The 18,762-nt window shown below is 70.9% G+C and carries 14 protein-coding genes; 9 read left to right on the top strand and 5 right to left on the bottom strand.

What is annotated here, in order from left to right:
* Nucleotides 1-4: 4 nt before the first annotated feature.
* Nucleotides 5-3,340 (bottom strand): TIGR02266 family protein, encoded by a 3,336-nt coding sequence (locus G4D86_RS16900; RefSeq protein ID WP_163994891.1) that lies wholly within the window; start codon nt 3,338-3,340, stop codon nt 5-7.
* 144 nt (nt 3,341-3,484) lie between these two features.
* On the opposite strand from G4D86_RS16900, the gene G4D86_RS16895 reads away from it, so the two are divergent.
* Nucleotides 3,485-4,627 carry a hypothetical protein gene (locus tag G4D86_RS16895; protein WP_163994889.1) on the top strand — a complete coding sequence of 381 codons (1,143 nt, stop codon included), beginning with the start codon at nt 3,485-3,487 and terminating at the stop codon, nt 4,625-4,627.
* Between the two features lie 101 nt (nt 4,628-4,728).
* Nucleotides 4,729-5,748 (top strand): endolytic transglycosylase MltG, encoded by a 1,020-nt coding sequence (mltG, locus tag G4D86_RS16890; protein ID WP_163994887.1) that lies wholly within the window; start codon nt 4,729-4,731, stop codon nt 5,746-5,748.
* 55 nt (nt 5,749-5,803) lie between these two features.
* On the opposite strand, the gene G4D86_RS16885 is transcribed toward mltG, so the two are convergent.
* Both G4D86_RS16885 and G4D86_RS16880 read right to left on the bottom strand, forming a co-directional pair.
* Nucleotides 5,804-6,595 (bottom strand): enoyl-CoA hydratase/isomerase family protein, encoded by a 792-nt coding sequence (locus G4D86_RS16885; protein WP_163994885.1) that lies wholly within the window; start codon nt 6,593-6,595, stop codon nt 5,804-5,806.
* A gap of 29 nt (nt 6,596-6,624) precedes the next feature.
* Nucleotides 6,625-7,995, bottom strand: a complete 1,371-nt coding sequence (locus G4D86_RS16880) for a hypothetical protein (protein WP_163994883.1) — start codon at nt 7,993-7,995, stop codon at nt 6,625-6,627.
* 278 nt (nt 7,996-8,273) lie between these two features.
* Here G4D86_RS16880 and G4D86_RS16875 point away from each other — a divergent pair, with 278 nt between their 5' ends.
* The 6 genes from G4D86_RS16875 to G4D86_RS16850 all read left to right on the top strand — a co-directional run bounded on the left by G4D86_RS16875 (nt 8,274) and on the right by G4D86_RS16850 (nt 16,327).
* On the top strand, nt 8,274-9,302 hold the full coding sequence (locus G4D86_RS16875) for an AAA family ATPase (protein WP_163994881.1): 1,029 nt from the start codon (nt 8,274-8,276) through the stop codon (nt 9,300-9,302).
* Nucleotides 9,303-9,315: 13 nt separating this feature from the next.
* Nucleotides 9,316-10,194, top strand: coding sequence for a DUF58 domain-containing protein (locus tag G4D86_RS16870; protein ID WP_163994879.1), 879 nt, complete (start codon nt 9,316-9,318; stop codon nt 10,192-10,194).
* Nucleotides 10,191-12,290, top strand: coding sequence for a BatA domain-containing protein (locus tag G4D86_RS16865; RefSeq protein ID WP_163994877.1), 2,100 nt, complete (start codon nt 10,191-10,193; stop codon nt 12,288-12,290). The genes G4D86_RS16870 and G4D86_RS16865 overlap by 4 nt, the downstream gene beginning before the upstream one ends.
* A 198-nt stretch (nt 12,291-12,488) precedes the next feature.
* Nucleotides 12,489-13,694: a sensor histidine kinase gene (locus G4D86_RS16860; protein ID WP_163994875.1), complete on the top strand. Its 1,206-nt coding sequence runs from the start codon at nt 12,489-12,491 to the stop codon at nt 13,692-13,694.
* A 234-nt stretch (nt 13,695-13,928) separates the two neighbouring features.
* Nucleotides 13,929-15,500, top strand: a complete 1,572-nt coding sequence (locus tag G4D86_RS16855; protein WP_163994873.1) for a DUF1570 domain-containing protein — start codon at nt 13,929-13,931, stop codon at nt 15,498-15,500.
* 167 nt (nt 15,501-15,667) lie between these two features.
* Entirely contained in the window at nt 15,668-16,327 is a 660-nt protein-coding gene (locus tag G4D86_RS16850; protein ID WP_163994872.1) for a hypothetical protein, read from the top strand.
* 79 nt (nt 16,328-16,406) lie between these two features.
* Here G4D86_RS16850 and G4D86_RS16845 read toward each other — a convergent pair whose 3' ends face one another.
* Both G4D86_RS16845 and G4D86_RS16840 read right to left on the bottom strand, forming a co-directional pair.
* Nucleotides 16,407-16,973 carry a hypothetical protein gene (locus G4D86_RS16845; protein ID WP_163994236.1) on the bottom strand — a complete coding sequence of 189 codons (567 nt, stop codon included), beginning with the start codon at nt 16,971-16,973 and terminating at the stop codon, nt 16,407-16,409.
* 34 nt (nt 16,974-17,007) lie between these two features.
* Entirely contained in the window at nt 17,008-17,307 is a 300-nt protein-coding gene (locus G4D86_RS16840; protein ID WP_163994870.1) for a hypothetical protein, read from the bottom strand.
* 270 nt (nt 17,308-17,577) lie between these two features.
* On the opposite strand from G4D86_RS16840, the gene G4D86_RS16835 reads away from it, so the two are divergent.
* A complete protein-coding gene (locus tag G4D86_RS16835; protein ID WP_163994868.1) occupies nt 17,578-18,714 on the top strand; it encodes a DNA topoisomerase subunit B in 1,137 nt (378 codons plus the stop codon).
* The last annotated feature ends 48 nt before the right edge of the window (nt 18,715-18,762 follow it).

Below are 18,762 nucleotides of genomic sequence, written 5' to 3'. Positions count from 1 at the left end.
AGCGCTACTTGCGGCCCAGCGCCTTCTTGACGAAGCCCCAGAACCCGCCGGCGCGCTCCTTGAGGTCGGCGCCGCGCCGGTCCTCCGCCGCCTTCACCGACTCCTTGGTCACCTGGAGTTGCTTCTGCAGCTCCTCGGGCGAATAGCGCGTGGCCAGTGTGGCCTTCACTTCCTTGCGCGTGGAGTACTCGCGAGCTTCCACGTGCAGCACGCACTCCGAGTCGAGCTTGATGGTGACGGCGACGCGCACCGCGCCCTTGGGGCCCTTCGGCAGGCCCTCGATGCGCACCGTGCCCAGGTACTCGTTGGCGGAGATGTGGTTGTCCTCGCCCTGGAAGATGGACAGCTCGAGGAAGTCCTCGTTGTCCTTCGTCGTGTTGATGGCGAAGGAGCGCTGCGCAGGCAGCGGGCTGTTGCGCTCGATGACGCGCTTGAAGGCGCCGCCGGGCATGGCCACGCCCACCGTCATCGGCAGCACGTCGATGAGCACCACGCTGCTCACCTTGTCCACCGAGCCCGAGTAGAGCGCCGCGCCCAGGGCCACCGCCTCGTCGGCGTTGACGCTGGCCTGCGGCCCCTTGCCGAACAGCCCCTTGAGCTTGTCGCGCACCAGGGGCATGCGGCTCATGCCGCCCACGAGGATGATGTCATCCACCTCGGAGGCCTTGAGCTTCGCGTCCAGCAGCACGTCGCGCACCACGTCCACGGTGCGGCTGAGCAGCGGGTCGCAGATCTTCTCCAGCTCCTGCCGCGTCATGACGACGCGGAGGTCCCGGGGCCGCCCCGCGTCGTCCATCATCAGCATGGGGATGTGGACCTCGAAACTGGCGCGCTCGGAGAGGGCCATCTTCGCGCGCTCGGCCGCGTCGCTCACGCGCGACAGGGCGATGCCGTCACCGGAGAAGGCGATGCCCTCCTTCTCCTGGAAGCGCCCGAGGAGCCAGTCGACGATGAGGTTGTCGAAGTCGATACCGCCCAGGAAGATGTCGCCGCCGGTGCCGAGCACCTCGAAGACGTTCTTCTCGATTTTGAGGATGGTGGCGTCGAAGGTACCGCCGCCCAGGTCGTAGACGAGGACCTTCTTGTTCAGCTCGCGGTTGAGGCCGTAGGCGAGCGCCGCGGAGGTGGGCTCGTTGAGGATGCGCTCCACCTTGAGCCCGGCGAGGACGCCGGCCTTGCGGACAGCCTCACGCTGCGGCTCGGAGTAGTACGCGGGCACCGTCACCACCGCGCGCTCCACCTTCTGGTTGAGGTGGGCCTCCGCCATCTCCTTGCACTCGCGGAGGATGATGGCCTGCACCTCCTCGAGCGACAGCACGTTGTCGCCCAGGCGCACGGCAGCGCGGCCCGCGGCGTCGGGGACGATTTCGTAGTGGAAGCGCTCGCGGACCTGGTTCACCACGGCGCTGTCGTAGGGACGGCCCACCAGTCGCTTCGCGCCGTAGATGGTCTGCTGCGGGCGCAGCACGAGCTGGTTCTTCGCGCGGTGGCTGACGAGCAGCTTGTTCTGCGCGTTGAGCGAGATGACCGACGGAATCGTGTTGTAGCCCTCGCGCGAGCGCAGCACGAGCGGCCGGCCGTTGGTGAGCAGCGCCACGCACGAGTTGGTGGTGCCCAGGTCGATGCCGATGACCGGGCCCGTACCGCTGAGCTGCCCGGGCGGCGGCAGGAAGATGGTCCTCGGCAGGCCGCGCTCGTCCAGCGCGGGCGCGACGGGCGCCTGCTTCGCCGCGGCCGGGGTGAGCAGCGTGGGCGTGCCCGCGGGCTCGGGAACGCGCGGGGCCTCGCGGCGCACGTTGGGCAGCGACGGCGCGGGCGGCGGAGGCGGCGCCACGGGGGGAGGCGGAGGCCGGGCCACCGGGGCGGCCACCTGGGGCGCGGGCGGAGGCGCCACGGGCCGGGCCGGCGCCGGTGCGGCCTTCGCGACGGGAGCGGGCGTAGGGCTGGTTGGCTCGAACGCGTCGGTGTCCGACAGGTCCAGGTCGAACTCGAAGCTGCCGCCCGAGGAGCGGGCCGCGGCAGGGGCCGGAGGCGGCGTCACCGGAGCCGGAGCCGACATGGCCGCGCGGGGCGGCGGCGGAGGCGCCACGGGAGGTGCCTCCTCCATGGCGTCGGACAGGTCCAGGTCGAACTCGAAGCTGCCACCCGAGGAGCGGGCCTCGGCGGGCGCCGGAGGCGGCGCCACGGGAGCCGGCGCGGCGCGAGGCGGCGGAGGCGGAGCGGCCGCGGCGCGAGGGGCCGGAGGCGGTGCCACCGCGCGGGACGGAGGCGCCTCTTCCACGACATCGCCGAAGTCGAGCTCGAACTCGATGCCGGCGCTGGGCGACGCCTGGGCGGGGGGCGGGGGTGGAGGCGCGGCACGCGGCGCGGCGCGAGGCGGAGGCGCCGCGGCGCGGGGTGCCTCTTCCACGGCATCACCGAGGTCCAGCTCGAACTCCAGGGCTCCGCCCGAAGGCGAAGGGTCCGTGGAGGACGGCTCGAGCTCCATGGTGATGCCGACCTCGATGGGCGGCTCGTCGAGCGGCAGGCCCATGGCCACGGGCGTGCCGGTGATGGGGGCCTCCATCTCGAAGTCGAACCCGGGCAGCGGCTCGTCGCCGTCCAGCGGAGCGGGCGGAGGCGGCGTGCTCGCGATGAGCTCGTCGAGCGGGATGTCCACGTCGTCGTCCGCGGCGGGCGGCGGCGTGTACGCGGCGGAGGCCGGCGCGGGCGTCGGGGGCGAGAAGTCGAACGTCTCGTCCGCCATGGACGTGGCGGGCCCGTCCGACGACTCCAGGTCATCGAAGAGCGAGTCGAGCGCCATGCCCCCCGCTGCGCGCGAAGCAGGCGCCGGGGCCGGCGCCGCGGGGCGCACGGGAGCGGGAGGCACGGGGGCGGGCGGCGGCGCGGGGCGCGCCTGCACGGGGGCGGCGCGGGGGGCCACGGGCGCCACGGCGGGAGCGACAGCGGGCGCCACCGAGGGCGCGATGGAGGGCAGCGGCGTCACGGCGGACGCGGCGGCGTCCGGCTTGCGCTGCAGGAGCATCATGTCCACGAGCGCGCGACTGGCGGTGTCGAGCTCCTCGAACTGGAGTCCCATGCCGGGAGGCCCGGCCGGGTCTCCGACCTCGCGGACCCAGCGCACCATGGCGGCGCCGCGCAGCACGCGCACGCCTCCGGCGATCTGTACCTCGAACTTGACGGGTGTCCCCACGGGCTGTGGGGTGCGCGAGCGGACGAACATCCCACCCGGGCTCAGGTTGGTGGCGAACTCCTCCGCGAAGCTCCCCACCGTTTCATGCTTGAGCTTCACCAGCAGACCCACTGCTTTGCGGTCCGTGGTGCGCCTGCCTTGATCCATAGCGCCCGACAATCGCGGTACATGACGCCGCGCTCAAGAGGGTTTTGACCCCTCGGCTGGCCGCCCGGCGGTTGGACGACAGCAGGTGCGCAGTTTCCTACCTGCACCTTCCTGTATCTTGCTGACCCTCGCGGGAGCCCTTTCATGAGCGCTGTCACCCTCACCGCCGCCGCGCCGGCCCGCTCGGGCTGGCTCGTGGACCGGCGGCACGACCTGATTTCCACGGTGGGCGGGGCCGCCGCGAGCCTGGCGTTGGTCGGGCTGCATGTCTGGGGAGGTGTCAGCAGCCTGGTGCTGTGGTGGGCGTGGGTGCTGGCGCTGGATGGGCCGCACCTCTTCGCCACGGTGTCGCGCACGTACCTGGACGCGCGCGAGTGGCAGACGCGGCGCCGGTTGCTGCTGGGCAGCCTGGGGTGGTTCGCGTCGGGGCCGCTGTGCTTCGGGGTGTCGGCGCTGCTGGGGACGAAGGTGCCCTTCGTGGTGTTCCTGACGCTCGCGTCGCTGTGGGCGTACTGGCACGTGGTGCGGCAGCACTACGGCATCATGGTGCTGTACCAGCGCAAGGGCGGCGAGTCGTCCGCGGTGGACCGGAAGCTGGACAGCGTGACGCTGTACACGGGGCTGCTGGCGCCGTTCGTGGCGTTCGCGGTGACGCACCCGACGGCGCGCAGGCAGCTGGGGCTGACGGGCGAGCCCACGTGGGAGCCGGTGGTCGCGGGGGCGTGCTTCGCGCTGGTGGGGGCGCTGGTGGTGCTCTACGCCGTGCGGCAGGTGCTGCGGTGGCGGGCGGGCCAGCGGGTGAACGGGCCGAAGATGCTGATGATGGGCGCGGCGCTGGGGCTGACGGCGGTGGTGTTCTGGCCGTCGGTGTCGGCGCGCATGGACTTCATCATGTTCGCCGTGGCGGTGACGGCGTTCCACAACGTGCAGTACCACGGCGTGGTCTGGTTCTATCACCGCAACCGCTATCACTCGGCCGGGGTGGACCCGAAGGCTTTCGGCTGGGCGCCGCAGGTGAGCCGGCGCTTCGTCATCTACGCGGTGTGCGGCGTGGTCTTCACGCTGCTGTATCGCGGGCTGGGCTGCGGCTTCGGCGCGCACCCGGGCTGCGGCGGGTTCGACCTGCGGCTGCCGCTGGCGGCGGGGCTGACGCTGAGGGATTTGATGGGGGGCTTCATCTGGGGCTTCGCCCTCCACCACTACTACCTGGACCAGAAAATCTGGCGCGTGAGCCGGGACGCGGGGCTGAACAAGGACTTGAAGCTCGGCACGCCCTCGGCGGCGTAGGCCGCACACCGCCTGGCCTCCCGCCTGGCCAGCGCCCGGGACCGGACAACCCGCGACACGAATCGGTGCGAAGCCAAAGTCCGGTGCTACCCTGCGTCGCGATGAAGCGTTTCGTCCTCTTCTTGTGCGTGGTCGTCGTACTGCTGGCCATTGGCGGCACCGGTGCCTTCCTGTGGGCCGAAGGTCAGTTGCGGAGCCCCATGGCGCCCCCCGGGGCGGCCCCCGTGGAGTTCACCGTCCCCAAGGGCACGTCCGGGCGCGGCCTGGGCACGCTGCTCGCCTCCCAGGGACTCATCCGCGACGCGCGCATCTGGCGCTGGCTCCTGTTCCGCCGCGGCGCCTTCTCGCCCAAGGCCGGGCGCCATGAGGTCAGCCCCTCGATGACGATGGCGGAGCTCGCCGCCGCGCTGGAGGACAACCCCATTCCCGAGGACGTCCCCTTCGTCGTCGTGGAAGGCTGGCGCCTGCGCGACACCGACGCGGCGCTCACGGCGGCGGGCCTCATCACCGCCGGGGCGTACATCGCCGAGGCCAGCACCCCCGGGAAGTTCACCGCCCCGTTCCCCCTGCCTTCCGCGGGCACGCTGGAGGGCTACCTCTACCCGGAGACCTACGGAATCCTCCCGGGCAAGCTGGACGTGCACCAGCTCATCCAGCGCCAGCTCGACATGTTCGCCGAGCGCTTCTTCGCCCCCAACCGCGCCGGGCTCACCAAGAGCGGCCGCACGCTGCACGAGGTCGTCATCATGGCCTCCATGCTGGAGCGCGAGGAGCCCCTCCCCGAGCAGCGCCCGCTGGTGGCCGGCATCCTCTGGAAGCGCGTGGACAAGGGCTTCCCGCTCGGCGTGGACGCCACGTCTCGCTACGAGCTGGCGCAGTGGAACGACCGCATCGCCTTCCTCAAGCGCCTGCGCGATACGCAGGACCCGTACAACACCCGGCACCGCAAGGGCCTGCCGCCGAGCCCCATCGGCGCGCCCACCGTCGCGTCGCTCCAGGCGGCCATGACGCCGAAGCCGAGCGACTTCTGGTACTACCTGCACGACGCCGAGCGGAAGCTGCACCCCTCGCGCAACGCGGACGAGCACGAGGCGCTCCGCAAAAAGTACAACGTGTACTGATTCGAAATGCGGCCCCGCGCCTGCTCGCAGGCACGGGCCACCCGCGCATCTGGAGTCAGCGCCCCTCGAACACAGGCGGCCTGCGCGCCGCCGCGGCCGCGAGCCCCTCACCCAGGTCCGCGCTGCCGTAGCTCTCCGCCTGGAAGCGCGCCTCCTCCTCCAGCGCGACCTGAAGCGCGGCCCGGTCCGGAGCCAGCCGCTGCTTGAGGGCGCGCATGGCCAGTGGCGCATTGCCCGCCAGCTGCACGGCCAGGGCCCGGGCGCGCGAGAGCGCGGTGCCCGGGGGCGCGGCCTCCAGCGCGAGCCCGAGGCGCGCCGCTTCCTTCCCGTCGAAGCGGCGGCCGGTGAGGAGCAGCTCCGCCGCGGCCTGGGCACCGGCGCGCCGGGGCACGAAGTACGTCGCGCCCATGCCGGGGTGCAAGCCGAGCTGCACGAAGTTGAGCGCGAGCTTCGCGTCCTCGCCCACGATGCACACGTCACACGCGAGCGCCACGCACAGGCCCGCGCCGATGGCCGGCCCCTCCACCGCGGCCACGGTGGGCATGGGCAAATCGAGCACGCTCAGGTAGCGCGCGTAGAAGTCGAGCATGAAGACGCGAGCCTCCTCGAAGGAGGCCTTGCGCAGCCGCTCCAGCATCTTCAAGTCGCCGCCCGCGGAGAACGCGCCCCCCGCGCCGGTGAGGACCACGGCGCGCACGTCGGTGCGCCCGCGCAGCGACTCCACATGGGTCCGCAGCGCGGCCCCCAGCTCGGGAGTCATCACGTTGCGGCGAGCGGTGTCATTCAGGGTGAGGGTGGCAATGGCACCCTCTACCTCCAGCAGTACGTCAGCGGCAGGAGCGGACATGGGCGCGCACTGTAGCGGCCCGCGCACGGCTACGGCACCACGACCCGCAGGAACGCATCCTGGTTCCACGCCTTGCCCGCACCATCGCGCTGCCACCCCGTGACGGCGAGCCCCTTCCCGGGCACCACCGCCATCCCCGCCGCCGCGAGCGAACACTCGCCGCGCTGGCACTGCGCCACGGGCAACCGCCGCTCATCCCGCCATGCCCCATCCGCGCCGTACCGCGTGAGCACGTCGCCGCACGCCACCGCCACCGTGCCCTCACCGTCCACCGCGACCGCCGGCCCCACCTGCGCCACCGGGCCACACGACGGCTGCTTCAGCCAGCGCTCGCTCCCGTCCGCCCCCACGGTGAACACATACGCCCCCGAGCTGCCCAGCGACGCCTCGCCCCACACCATCAGCCCCGCGAAGTCACCCGCCACCGCCACCGCGCCATCCGGCCCCACCGCCACCGACGTCACCCGCCCCTTCGCGCCCGGCACTTCGCGGCCCCACACCAGCCGCCCGTCCACATCGAACACGAACACCACCAGGCTCCGCACATTCGGCGTCCCGAACGTCCGGCCCTCCACCGCCAGCGCGCCCACGAGCTGCCCCGCGAGCACCGACAGCCCAGCGGGAGTCACCGCCACCGCATCGAGCAACGTGCCCTCCCCCGCTCCCGCGAAGCGCCGCGTCCACCGCACGGAGCCATCCGCCCCGTAGCGCGTGAGCACCGGGTCATGCGCCTCCGCCGTCCATTCCTCGCCCGCCGCCAGCACCCCGCCCGCCGCGTCCGCCGCCACCGCGTGCGCCTTCTGCCCCACGCGCTGCTGCCACACCGCCGTGCCCTCGGCGGAGAACTTCACCAGGAAGCCGTCCTGCGCCTCGCCCAGCCCGAAGTCCGCCGTGTACAAGAACGCATTGCCCGTGAGGAACACCGCACCGTCGCTCCCAGCTGACGCCGCCACTCGCGTCCCGGACAGGCGGTTGCGGACGAACTCACGAGCCCAGCGCACCCTCCCATCCGGCGCATACCGCGCCAGCGTCAGCGCCAGCTTCTCCCCCTCCACCGACTCACGGTCCTCGTCCGAGCGCGGGGTGCTCGACACCACGACCAGCACATCCCCATCCCGCCCCACCGCCACCCCGGTGCCGCTGTCGTCCTGGGGACCGCCGACGAGCTGGCTCCACGCCAGCCCCGCGGACGGCGCGGGCCGCTCCGGAGTCGCCGGCTCCCGGGGCGTCTGCGGGGACTCACCGGCCCCCTCCGGGAGCGAGGGCGCCAGCGCGTCCGAGGCCGGCTGCCCGTCGTCCGAGGGGGTCGCCTCCGCGCTCCCGCCGCACCCCGCCCCCAGCCACAGCAGGGCCATGGGAAACAGCCCCAGCCAACGGTTGCCCACTCGCTCTGACCGCATGCGCGCTCCAAGGACCCGCTCTCCGTCACTGGCAGCAGGGCCTCGGGAACGTAAGCAGCGTGTTCTGGGAGCGGCATTCCCCCGCCCCTGGGGATGGCCATACATGGCCGGGGGGCGTGCAGGCGGCCGGAGCCCGAAGCCCGTCTGTACCCGGACGTGCCGGAATGTACGGCAGCGGAATAGGTCTGCGCCCCAACGGTTGCCAGCGCACGCCTCGGCCGCTCTCGTGACGGAAACCGTTGGTCCCTGCGCCGCCCGCGAATTAAGAGAACCCTTCCATGGAAAGCGCCGCCCCTGCCCCACGCCCCGTGCCCGACGCCTCGAGCGACGACCTCCGCGCCGTCGAGGAGCTCTCCCAGGCCCGGAACGAAATCGTCGCTCAAATCGAGAAGCGCGTCGTCGGCCAGCGCGAAGTGGTGGAGCACCTGCTCATCTCGCTCTTCAGCCGCGGCCACTGTCTCTTCGTCGGCGTGCCCGGCCTCGCCAAGACGCTGCTCATCTCCACCCTGGCGGACGTCCTCAACCTCTCCTTCAACCGCATCCAGTTCACCCCGGACCTGATGCCGTCGGACATCACCGGCACGGACATCCTCGAAGAGGACCGCACCACCGGCCGGCGCACCTTCCGCTTCCTCCAGGGCCCCCTGTTCGCGAACATCATCCTCGCGGACGAGGTGAACCGCACCCCGCCCAAGACGCAGGCCGCGCTCCTCCAGGCCATGCAGGAGTACCGCGTCACCGCCGGCGGCCGCACCTACCCGCTCGATTTGCCCTTCCTCGTGTTCGCCACGCAGAACCCCATCGAGCAGGAGGGCACGTACCCGCTGCCCGAGGCGCAGCTGGACCGGTTCATGTTCCTGGTGGACGTGGGCTACCCCACCGCCGAGGAGGAGGTGCAGATCGTCAAGAGCACCACCGGCGGCCCGCAGCCGAAGCTGGAGAAGATTCTCTCGCCTGAGCGCATCCTCGCGTTGCAGGAATTGGTGCGCCGGGTGCCCGTGCCGGACCACGTGGTGCGCTACGCGGTGGACCTGGTGCGCCACACGCGTCCCAAGGAGCCGGGCGCGCCGGACTTCATCGCGAAGAATGCGTCGTGGGGCGCGGGGCCTCGCGCGAGCCAGTACCTGGTGGTCGCCGCCAAGGCGCGCGCCATCCTCAACGGCCGCTTCGTGGCCACCGTCGAGGACGTGCGTGCGCTGGCGCGTCCCGTGCTGCGCCACCGCGTGCTGCCCAACTTCACCGCGGAGAGCGAGGGCATCACCTCGGTGAAGCTCATCGACCAGCTCCTCGCGGTGGTGAAGGGCTAGGCGCGCGAACGCCATGCTGCTCGACGCCCAGACGCTGGCCCGCCTCCGCGGTGTAAAGCTGCGCGCCCGCGCGGTGATGGAGGGCGTGCTGTCCGGCCTCCACAAGAGCCCCCATCAGGGGCAGAGCGTGGAGTTCGCCGAGCACAAGGAGTACGCCCCCGGCGACGAGCTGCGCCACCTCGACTGGAAGGCGTACGGCAAGTTCGACAAGTACTACGTCAAGCGCTTCGAGCACGAGACGAACCTGCGCGCCGTCATGGTGGTGGATGCCTCCGCCTCCATGGGCTACCGCAGCGGCGCGCTGAGCAAGCTGGACGTGGCCAACACGCTGGCCGGCGCGCTCTGCTACCTGCTGGTGCGCCAGCAGGACGCGGCGGGCCTGGCGCTGATGACGGGCGGCAAGTGGCGGGACGTGCCGCCGCGCGCGTCCGCCGGCCACCTCAACGTGCTGCTCGACACGCTGGAGTCCACGCAGCCCAACGGCGCCACGGACCTGGGCAGCGCCGCGGACCACCTGGTGGAGGTGCTGCCGCGCCGCTCCACCGTCATCGTCCTGTCCGACCTGCTCGACGAGAACCAGGACGCGCTCAAGCGCATCCTCGCGCTGCGGCAGCGGAAGAACGACGTCTCGGTGTTCCACCTGGTGGACCCGGCGGAGCTGACGTTCCCCTTCGATGACCCCACGCTGTTCCTCGACATGGAGGGCGAGGGCCGCATCGAGGTGAACCCGCGCGAAATCAAGGAGAGCTACCTGGAGGAGTTCAACGCCTTCCTCGCGAGCACGAAGGCCGCGTGCGCCGAGGCGGACGTGGACTACGAGCTGGTGCGCACCGACGAGAAGCTGGACGACGTGCTGCTGCGCTACCTCGCGCGGCGCGGGAGGCGCGCGTGACGTTCGGCAATCCGTGGATGCTGCTGGGCGCGCTGGGCGCCCTCATCCCCCTGCTGGTGCACCTGTTCGACCGGCGCCGTCCCCGGCCGCACCCCTTCGGTCCGCTGGCCTTCGTGCTGCGCAGCCAGAAGCGCACCGCCAGCCGCCTCAAGCTCAAGCGCCTGCTCCTGTACGCGCTGCGCACCCTCATCCTCCTCGCCATTCCGTTGGCGCTGGCCCGGCCTGAATTCCGCTCGGACGCGGCGGCCGCCCAGGTGGTGAAGGGCCCCGCCGCCACGGCCATCATCCTGGACGCGTCGCTGTCCATGCGCTGGTCGGACGGCACGTCCCTCTTCGAGCGCGGCCGGGACGAGGCCCGTGACGCACTGAAGGACTTGCTCCCGGAAGAGCCCGCCACGGTGCTGGTGTGCACCCAGTCGCCGGCCGCGCCTCCACCGCCCGGCTTCGACCGGGGCCGGCTGCGCGGGCTGGTGGACGAGGCGAAGCCCACGTACGGCGCGGCGGACCTGTCGCGCTGCATGGACATGGCGGCGCGGGCGCTGGAGGAGAACCCCATGCCGGGCAAGCGGCTGGTGGTGGTCTCCGACATGACTGCGGGCGCGTTCCGGCTGGAGGCGCCTCCGCCCACGATGAAGGGCCCCACGGGCGCGCCGGTGAAGCCGGAGGTGGTGCTGCGCGACGCGGCCAGCGGCCGGGACGTGCTGAACAACCACGCCATTGTCGACCTCAAGGTGGAGCCCGCGCTGCAGGCGGGTCCGCGCTCGTTCCAGTTCACCTTCACGGTGCGCAACTTCGGCGCGGAGGCGGTGAAGGACCTGGAAGCCACGGTGCGCGTGGGCGAGCAGACGCTGGCCAAGGGCTTCGTGGACGTGCCCGCGGGCGGCACCACGCAGAAGGCACTGACGGTGCGCTTCCCGCAGGGCGGCACGGTGGTGGGGCAGGTGTCCCTGGCGCCGGACGCGCTGGCGGAGGATGACAAGCGGGCCTTCGTGCTGCCGGTGCCGCGAGCGCTGAAGGCGCTGGTGGTGAACGGGGCGCCGCATGCGACGCGCTACCGGGACGAGGCCTTCTTCGTGGACGCGGCGCTCACCGCCCCGGGCTCGCCGGTGGAGGTGGCCACGCGCGACGCGGAGGTGGGGCTGCGCGAGGACTTCTCCACGTACGACCTGGTGCTGCTGCTCAACGTGGCGGCGCCGGGCGCGGACGATGCGAAGCGGCTGGCGGACTTCGTAGAGAACGGCGGTGGCCTCTTCATCAGCATGGGCGACCGGGTGAACACGGAGGAGTACAACGAGCGGCTGAGCGGCGTGCTGCCCCGCCCGCTGCGCCTCGTCCGTACCAGTGCCGAGCGCGAGGACCCGGAAGCGGATACGAAGACGGCGCGGCTGGCGAAGGTGTCGGTGGAGCACGTCCTCTTCTCGCCCTTCACGGGGCGCGCGGAGGAGGGCCTCATCGGGGCGCGCTTCTTCAAGTACATGCTGCTGGAGGCGGACAACCCGCGCTCGCCGGGCGCCAGTCAGGTGCTGGCCACGTACGAGGACGGCGCTCCGGCGGTGGCGGTGATGCGCAAGGGCAAGGGCCGCGTGGCGCTGTTCACCAGCACGGTGGACCGCGACTGGAGTGACTTCGCCATCCGCACCTCATTCCTGCCGCTGATGCAGCGCTTCGCCGCATACCTCACGGGCTCGCTGGAGGAGCGCGAGGAGATTCGGGTGCGCGTGGGCGAGGGCGCGACGCTGCGGCCCGAGGGCACGCAGAAGGTGTCCGCCGTGCGCGCGCCGGATGGCAGTGAAGTGCCGGTGAAGGAGCAGCCGGACGGCTCGCTGGTGGCGGGCCCGGTGACGGAGCCGGGCGCGTACTCGGTGCTGGGCGCGGACGGCAAGCTGATGCCGGCCCTGTCCTTCGCCGCGTCGCTGGACCCGTCGGAGAGTGATTTGAGCCGCGTGCCGCAGGACACCCTCACCGCGTACTTCGGTGAGGACACGGTGAAGGCGTCGAGCGGCGACACGGACAAGCCGGCCGTGCCGCTGTGGACGTGGCTGATTCTCGCCGCGTGCCTCGCGTTCTTCTTCGAGGGCACGCTGCTGCGGAAGTAGGCGCACACCCGCTCGTCCATCGCGCGCAGAACCCAATGCCGCGCAAGCGTCTGGATGTGGGTTGCGCCTGACCCCGTGAAAATCCCCTATGCCGGCGCAGGGGGCACTGGGCGTCTGGGGTGGGTTCCACGTGGCAGGTCTCGGCATGACACCCGGGAGACCTGATGCCAGTAGTATCCCTGGGACGAGGGGGCGTGGATGGAGTTTGCGCATATCGCACGTGAGCTGGGCAACGCAGAGACCGACGCGGACGTCATCGCCGTCATTCGTCGCGCTGCCCGGAAGTGGGTGGGCTGCGACGGCGTCACCTTCGTCATTCGTGATGGGGCCGAGTGCTTCTATGTCGACGAGGACGCGATTGGTCCGCTGTTCAAGGGGCGCCGCTTTCCACTGACGGCGTGCGTCAGCGGCTGGTGCATGATGAATGGCAAGCGGACCGTCATCCCCGACGTGTTCGCCGACCCGCGCGTGCCCGTGGAGGCCTACGCCCCGACCTTCGTGAAGAGCATGGCGATGGTGCCGGTGGGTCAGGGCGACGTGTCTGCGGCCATCGGCGCCTACTGGCAGCTGCGCGTCGAGCCCACGTCCGACCAGCTCGCCCGGCTCGACTCGCTCGCCACCGTGGTCGCCTCCTGCCTCCAGAACATCGCCCTGCGCCGCTCGCTGGAGCGCCAGGTGGCGGAGCGCACCGTCGAGTTACGAGCGGCCAATACCCAGCTCCAGGCCTTTGCCGCGACGGTGGCTCACGACCTTCGAAACCTCATCCAGGTCGTTCGGAGCAGCGCGAACTGGTTGGCCAGCGAGCCGCTCCCCGATGCGCAGAACGATGCCGCCCAGGACATCCGAGGCGCCGCCAACCGCATGAACGACATCACGGAGAGCCTCATCCGCCTCCATTTCGCCAAGATAGGAGGGCTCGCTCCGCGCCCGACAGACCTGTCGGCCGTCAGCGAAGACATCATCCGCTCCCTCCGGGCGCGGCATGCCTCGTCTCTCGTGGAGACCCACGTGGAGCCGGGGCTGGCCTTCACCGTCGACGAAGGGCTGATGCGCGTCGCGCTGACGAACCTGCTCGAGAACGCGTGGAAGTTCGTCGTGGGCCGGCCTGGCGCTCGCATCGCGGTGACCCGTGGCCCGACGCCGACTTCGCTCGTCGTCGAGGACAATGGCATCGGCTTCGACACTCATGCCGCGTCGAAGCTCTTCGAGCCCTTCGTCCGGCTCCCCTCGGCCTCGGGCTATGCCGGCACCGGGCTGGGACTCGCGACGGTGTCGAACGTCATCCAGCGGCACGGAGGGACCATCCGGGCCGAAGGGCAGGTGGGAGTGGGCGCCCGCTTCATCATCGAGCTCCCGGAACAGCCCGCGGCGAAGTCCCTCGCGGCGCGGGGCGCCCAGGCCTGATGGCGGGTGCGCAGCGGCGCTGGTGGGGCCCCCCTGTATCAGGGATGTTGTCGCCTCGCTCGAGCAGGCCTCCCGCGCCGAGCGGCGGGCTCGCCATGCGAAGGCGGGCTTCAGCAAGGAGCCCGGGTCGTTCACCGACTGAAGGCACAGTGCCCAACCCCGGCACGTGCGGGTAGACTGCCAGGCGCAATCACTCGCAGGCCGGAGCCGGTGACTCCGGGGGGAGTGCCTGTCATGCGTCAGAGTGTCTGGATGGGCGCGCTGCTCGGCGTCCTGGTCGTGTCGAACGTCGCCTGCGTCGCGGGCCCCCGCTTCACCCGGTGCCCTGGAGAAGGGGGGCGCGAGTGGATGGAGCTGGACAGCGAGCGCTACACCCTGCACACGGACCTGCCGGCCGACGAGGCGCGCAAGGCCATGGGCTACCTGGAGCGGACGCACGTGGCCATCCTCGCCGCCGCCTGGCCCGCCGCGCTCCGCAAGGAGATGGTGAAGGTCTCCGTCATCGTCCTCGCGGACAGCTCCGAGTTCGAGGGCCTCTTCCCCCGGCGGCTGGAGGCCTTCTTCCTGAAGGACGACAACGAGCCGGTCATCGTCCTGCACGGCTCGCCCGACACGTGGCAGCGCCGCTTCACGGGGCTGTCGGACATCTCCTCGTCCGCGCTGAAGCATGAGCTGGCCCATCACCTGAGCACTTACGTCCTCATCCGCCAGCCGCGCTGGCTGGCCGAGGGGCTGGCCCAGTTCCTGGAAACGCTGCACCTGTCGGAGGACGGGAAGACGGCCGTGCTGGGCACGCCGCACCTGGAGGCCACGTCCCAGATGAAGCTCCTCCTGGACGCGTCGGAGCGCGGGCTGCTGCGGGACGACTGGACGATGAGCGATGTGCTCGCGTGGGATTCGTCGAGCGAGTCGGACACGGACCTGGTGATGGCCGGCCGGTACTCCGGGAGCTGGCTGCTGGTGCACTGGCTCTACAACACCCGCTCGGAGGCCTTCGCCGACTACCAGGCCCAGCTCGCGCAGGGAGACGACCCCGACTCGTCCCTCCGGGCGACGCTTCCGGACCTGTATGCCCGCTCGCTGGACTCCGTGTTGCTGGAGTACCTGAAGCGGGGCTCCTACCAGGAGCTCACGGTCCAGGTGCCTCCGGTGAGCTCGAGCTTCGCGGAGCGGCCGCTGGAGGATGCCGAGGTCCATGCCACCCGGTCGAAGCTGGCGGCGATGGCCGCGGGCATGGCCGAGCAGCAGACTCGCGCGCAGACGAGGGAGAAGCTGGCGAAGGCCGAGCTCACCGAGGCCATCCGGTTGGAGCCCCAGGGGGTGCTGGCCCTGCGCACGAAGGCAGCCATCGCGCCCGAGCACGAGCGGGCCGGAATTGCCCGCGCGGCGGTGGCTGCCCATCCCGACGAGAGCGCCGCGTGGCTGCTGCTGGCCACCTCGCTGCCTCGCGACGCGGCCTCGCGGAACGAGCGGGAGGAAGCCTTGCGGAAGGCCCTGGCGCTCGCTCCGCGGCACGTGAGCGCGGCGAACAGGCTGGCGTGGATGCTCGTCACCGAGGGGCGCTTCGCGGAGGCGCTCCCCATCGCGAAGCGGGCGGTCTCGCTGGCGCCCTGGAGCCCCCATGTGCTGGACACCTATGCCATGGCCTCCGCGGGCGTCGGCGCCTGCGCAGAGGCCATCCTGGCCGAGCGGCGTGCCATCGACCTGCTCCAGGAGCACCGCCAGCCCGAGCTGGAGAAGGTGCTGCGAAGCCGCCTCGCGGCGCTCGGGCGCGAGTCATGCCAGCCGCCGGAGCTGGAGCCCTGAGCAGGAGCGTGCGGAGCGGCTCGGAGAGTGTCAGCGGCCCTCCTCGGCCCCTGCACTCCAGCCCGCCCCCCTCAACAGCCCTTCCATCTCCCCCATGCTCCCTACGGCCGGGTACAGCCGGAGGTGTCGATGGCGAGCAGGCCCTCCCCGTGAGACTCGAGGATGCGATGACTCCACTCGACAAGGCGATTGCCCGGTACGGAGGTGACTCGCTCTGGCGGCGGCTGGATTGCGTGACACTCCGGATGCTCGCGCTCGGAGGGCCACTCCCGGCGATGAAGGGACTGGGCAGGACCTTCCCCACCCCAGGGCTCGTCCGGGTGTATCCGAAGCAGTTCCGCGCCGAGTTCGAGGGCCTGGGCACCTTCAGCGCGGGGCGTGTGGACGGCCAGGACGCGTACCGTCGCACCTTCGAGGGCTTTCGAAAGTACCGCCGGTGGAGCAGCGCCGATGCGGTCTACTTCTTTGGCTACGCCATCACGACCTACCTCAGCATTCCGTTCCTGCTGCGCGAGCTGAGCACCACCACCGTGGAGACCCGCGAGGGCTTCGAAATCAGCGCCCTCTTTCCGGAGCAAATCCACACACACAGCCCGCGACAGAAGTTCTATTTCGACCGCGACGGGCTGCTCCTGCGCCATGACTACAGGGCCGACGTCGTCGGCGCCTGGGCGACTGGCGCGCACTTCACGTCGGAATACAAGACGGTCAACGGGCTCCCGATTGCGACCCGGCGCAAGGTCTACGCACGCCTCGGTGGCGCCGTGACACCGATGCCCGTCCTCACAGCGCAGCTCGAGCCGCTCGACGTCTCGCTGACGGCGTAGCCCCACCATCACCGGAGGCCTGCCGGACTCTGAACCCCTGGAGCACGGCTCGGTCAGGCGGCGCGCGCCCTGCGTTGGGTCAGACATCTCCCCAGTCGTTTTCCGCAGCTCGTTTCGCGGCTCCGACCGGATCGCGCGCATCGGCTTCGGCCTGTCTGGCCGCCCAGCGCTCCGCCCTGCGGGTGACGTACGGCTTGGGATCCTCGTAGGCGGCGAAGATTCGCGCCTCCAGCTCATCGATCGTGGACACAGCCGACGCGGCCGCCGTTGGCACATATTCCAGACCGAACTCGTTCACCGTTCCGTCGCAGTACATGACGCCGTCGAGCGCTTCCGCCAGCACCTCCGCGACAAGGGTACTCACCTCCCATGCCGCAGGATCGATCGCGATAACGACCGCGGGCACGAAGCCCACCAGGCGCTCGACCTCGGCGAGGAACTCATCGTTGCCCTTGGGCAATATCTCGCAGGACTGCAGCGAGCCTTCGTCGAACCGATCCCTGAACTCGTCGTCCTCGTCGTCCTCGTCGTCCTCGTCGTCCTCGTCGTCCTCGTCCCCGTCCTCGTCGTGTTCGAGCTCGTAGACCCACGCTCCCTCGTGAGGAGGGAGCGCACGTCGACCGGCAATCACGTATTCGAAGCCCATGGGCCGGATCCTCGAACGAAGCGGCGCCCTGCGTCTATTCGAACGGACAGACGGTGGGGCCGCCGTGGCTGGCACAGACGCCACGCTGGATGCAGTAGCCGCCTTCGGGCGTGGCCCAGGCGAACATGATCATCCCGTCCAAGCAGGCCACGTACTGAGTTGGGACGGAGCAGTCGTAGGCCGGGTCGCAGTCCGGGTACTGCTGCGCGGTGACCTGTCCGGACCGCGGCGTCTCCGGTTCGTTGCTTTCCTGAGGCGCGCCGCCGCAGCCGGCGAGCAGCGAGGTGGCGCAGAGGGCGGCGAGGGACGACTTCTTCAGCGAAAGACGCATCATCGTCGTGTCTCCTGTCGGAAGGGGGACGATTGATTTTGCGTGTCCCTCCGACCTGGACGCCAGCGACGCCCGCGCTTTCCGTCATGCGTGTTGCATGTGCAATGGAGATGAGGGAGTCCGGCCACCGTTGTCGTAGCCGTCTCGCGGCACTGTTCCCTACACGGACTGGCCGCGGAGCCAGCGCTCCAGCCAGGCGCACACCAGCGAAGGTGGCCGGCCGACCGGCGGGTAGACTGGCATCAGGAAGGAACGCGGGTCACGGAGGGCAACGTGTCGGACCACTTCAACATCCTGGCCAACCGCATGGAGCCGGGGCGCGTCGTCGGGGACACGGGCGCCAATGGGCTGCACCAGCTCGCCTGCTCCATGCTGGACGGGGCCTGGTCGGATGCGCGACGGGGGACCTGCCGGGACTTCACGCTGGAGGTTGGCGCGGATGGCGCCCTCTCCGTCTTCTCCACCGGACGCTCCGCGTCCCCGGCGGAGCTGGCCGAGGCGGTGCTGGGACGCACCGGGCAGAAGTCCTCGCGGTGGATGGAATTGAAGCTGGGCTGGGACAGCATGCTGGATGATTGGGGCTGGGGCGTCAGCATGCCCGTCGCCCTCGCGCTCTCGTCCCGCTACGAGGTGGACACGTGGGACGGAGCGCGTCAGTGGCACCTGTCTGGAATCGAGGGCCGTCCCGTGGGAAAGCCCCGGGAGGTCCAGCCGGCGGAGCCGCTGCCCATCGCGGCCGAGAAGGGCATCCGCATCCGCCTCGTCCCTGACGCCACCCTCTTCGACACGACGACGTTCGACGCGAAGAAGCTCTCGCGCCGCTGCCGCGAAATGGCGTTCCTCGCTCCCGGGCTGCGCGTCCTCTTCACGGACCACCGGACGGGAGAGAGCACGCGGCTGCACTGCGCCGGAGGCATCATTGAGCGGCTCCGGGAGCTCACCGGGGACGTGCCGCTCCATCATCCCGAGCCGCTGGCCTTCGACGTCCCGTGGGACGGCTTCCGCGTCCGGTGCGCGCTCCAGTGGTGTGAAGCCGAGGGCGGCGTGTACTCGTATGTCAAATCGGTGCGCACGCGCAGGCACGGCGTGCACGTGGACGGCGTCTTCCTGGCCCTCCAGGAGGCCCTCTCGGTGCTCACGGGTGCGCAGGCCCGCGCGTTCTCCAGGACGAGTCTCGAGCGCGGGCTGCGGGCCATCATCGCCCAGGAGGGCCCCGGGACGATGACGGCGTACTGGTGGCCCACCGAGGACCGGCTCGACGTCGAAGACCTCGCGCACGCCGTGCGCGACCAGCTCCTCCCGCGGATGGTGGAGGCCCTGCGGGAGCACCCGCTGACGCCCTGGCTCATGGAGCACGGGCGGCGCCGGCCGATGCCCGCCGTCGTGGCGAGGCGTCGGCGGCGAGACTGAATCCACACCCATTCTGAGATGGGCTCTCATCTCATGAACCCACTGTCT

The organism is Pyxidicoccus caerfyrddinensis (assembly GCF_010894405.1).
Taxonomy (GTDB): Bacteria; Myxococcota; Myxococcia; order Myxococcales; family Myxococcaceae; genus Myxococcus; species Myxococcus caerfyrddinensis.
The sequence above is the reverse complement of the archived record's forward strand: the minus strand, read 5'-3'. Positions and strand labels throughout refer to the sequence as shown.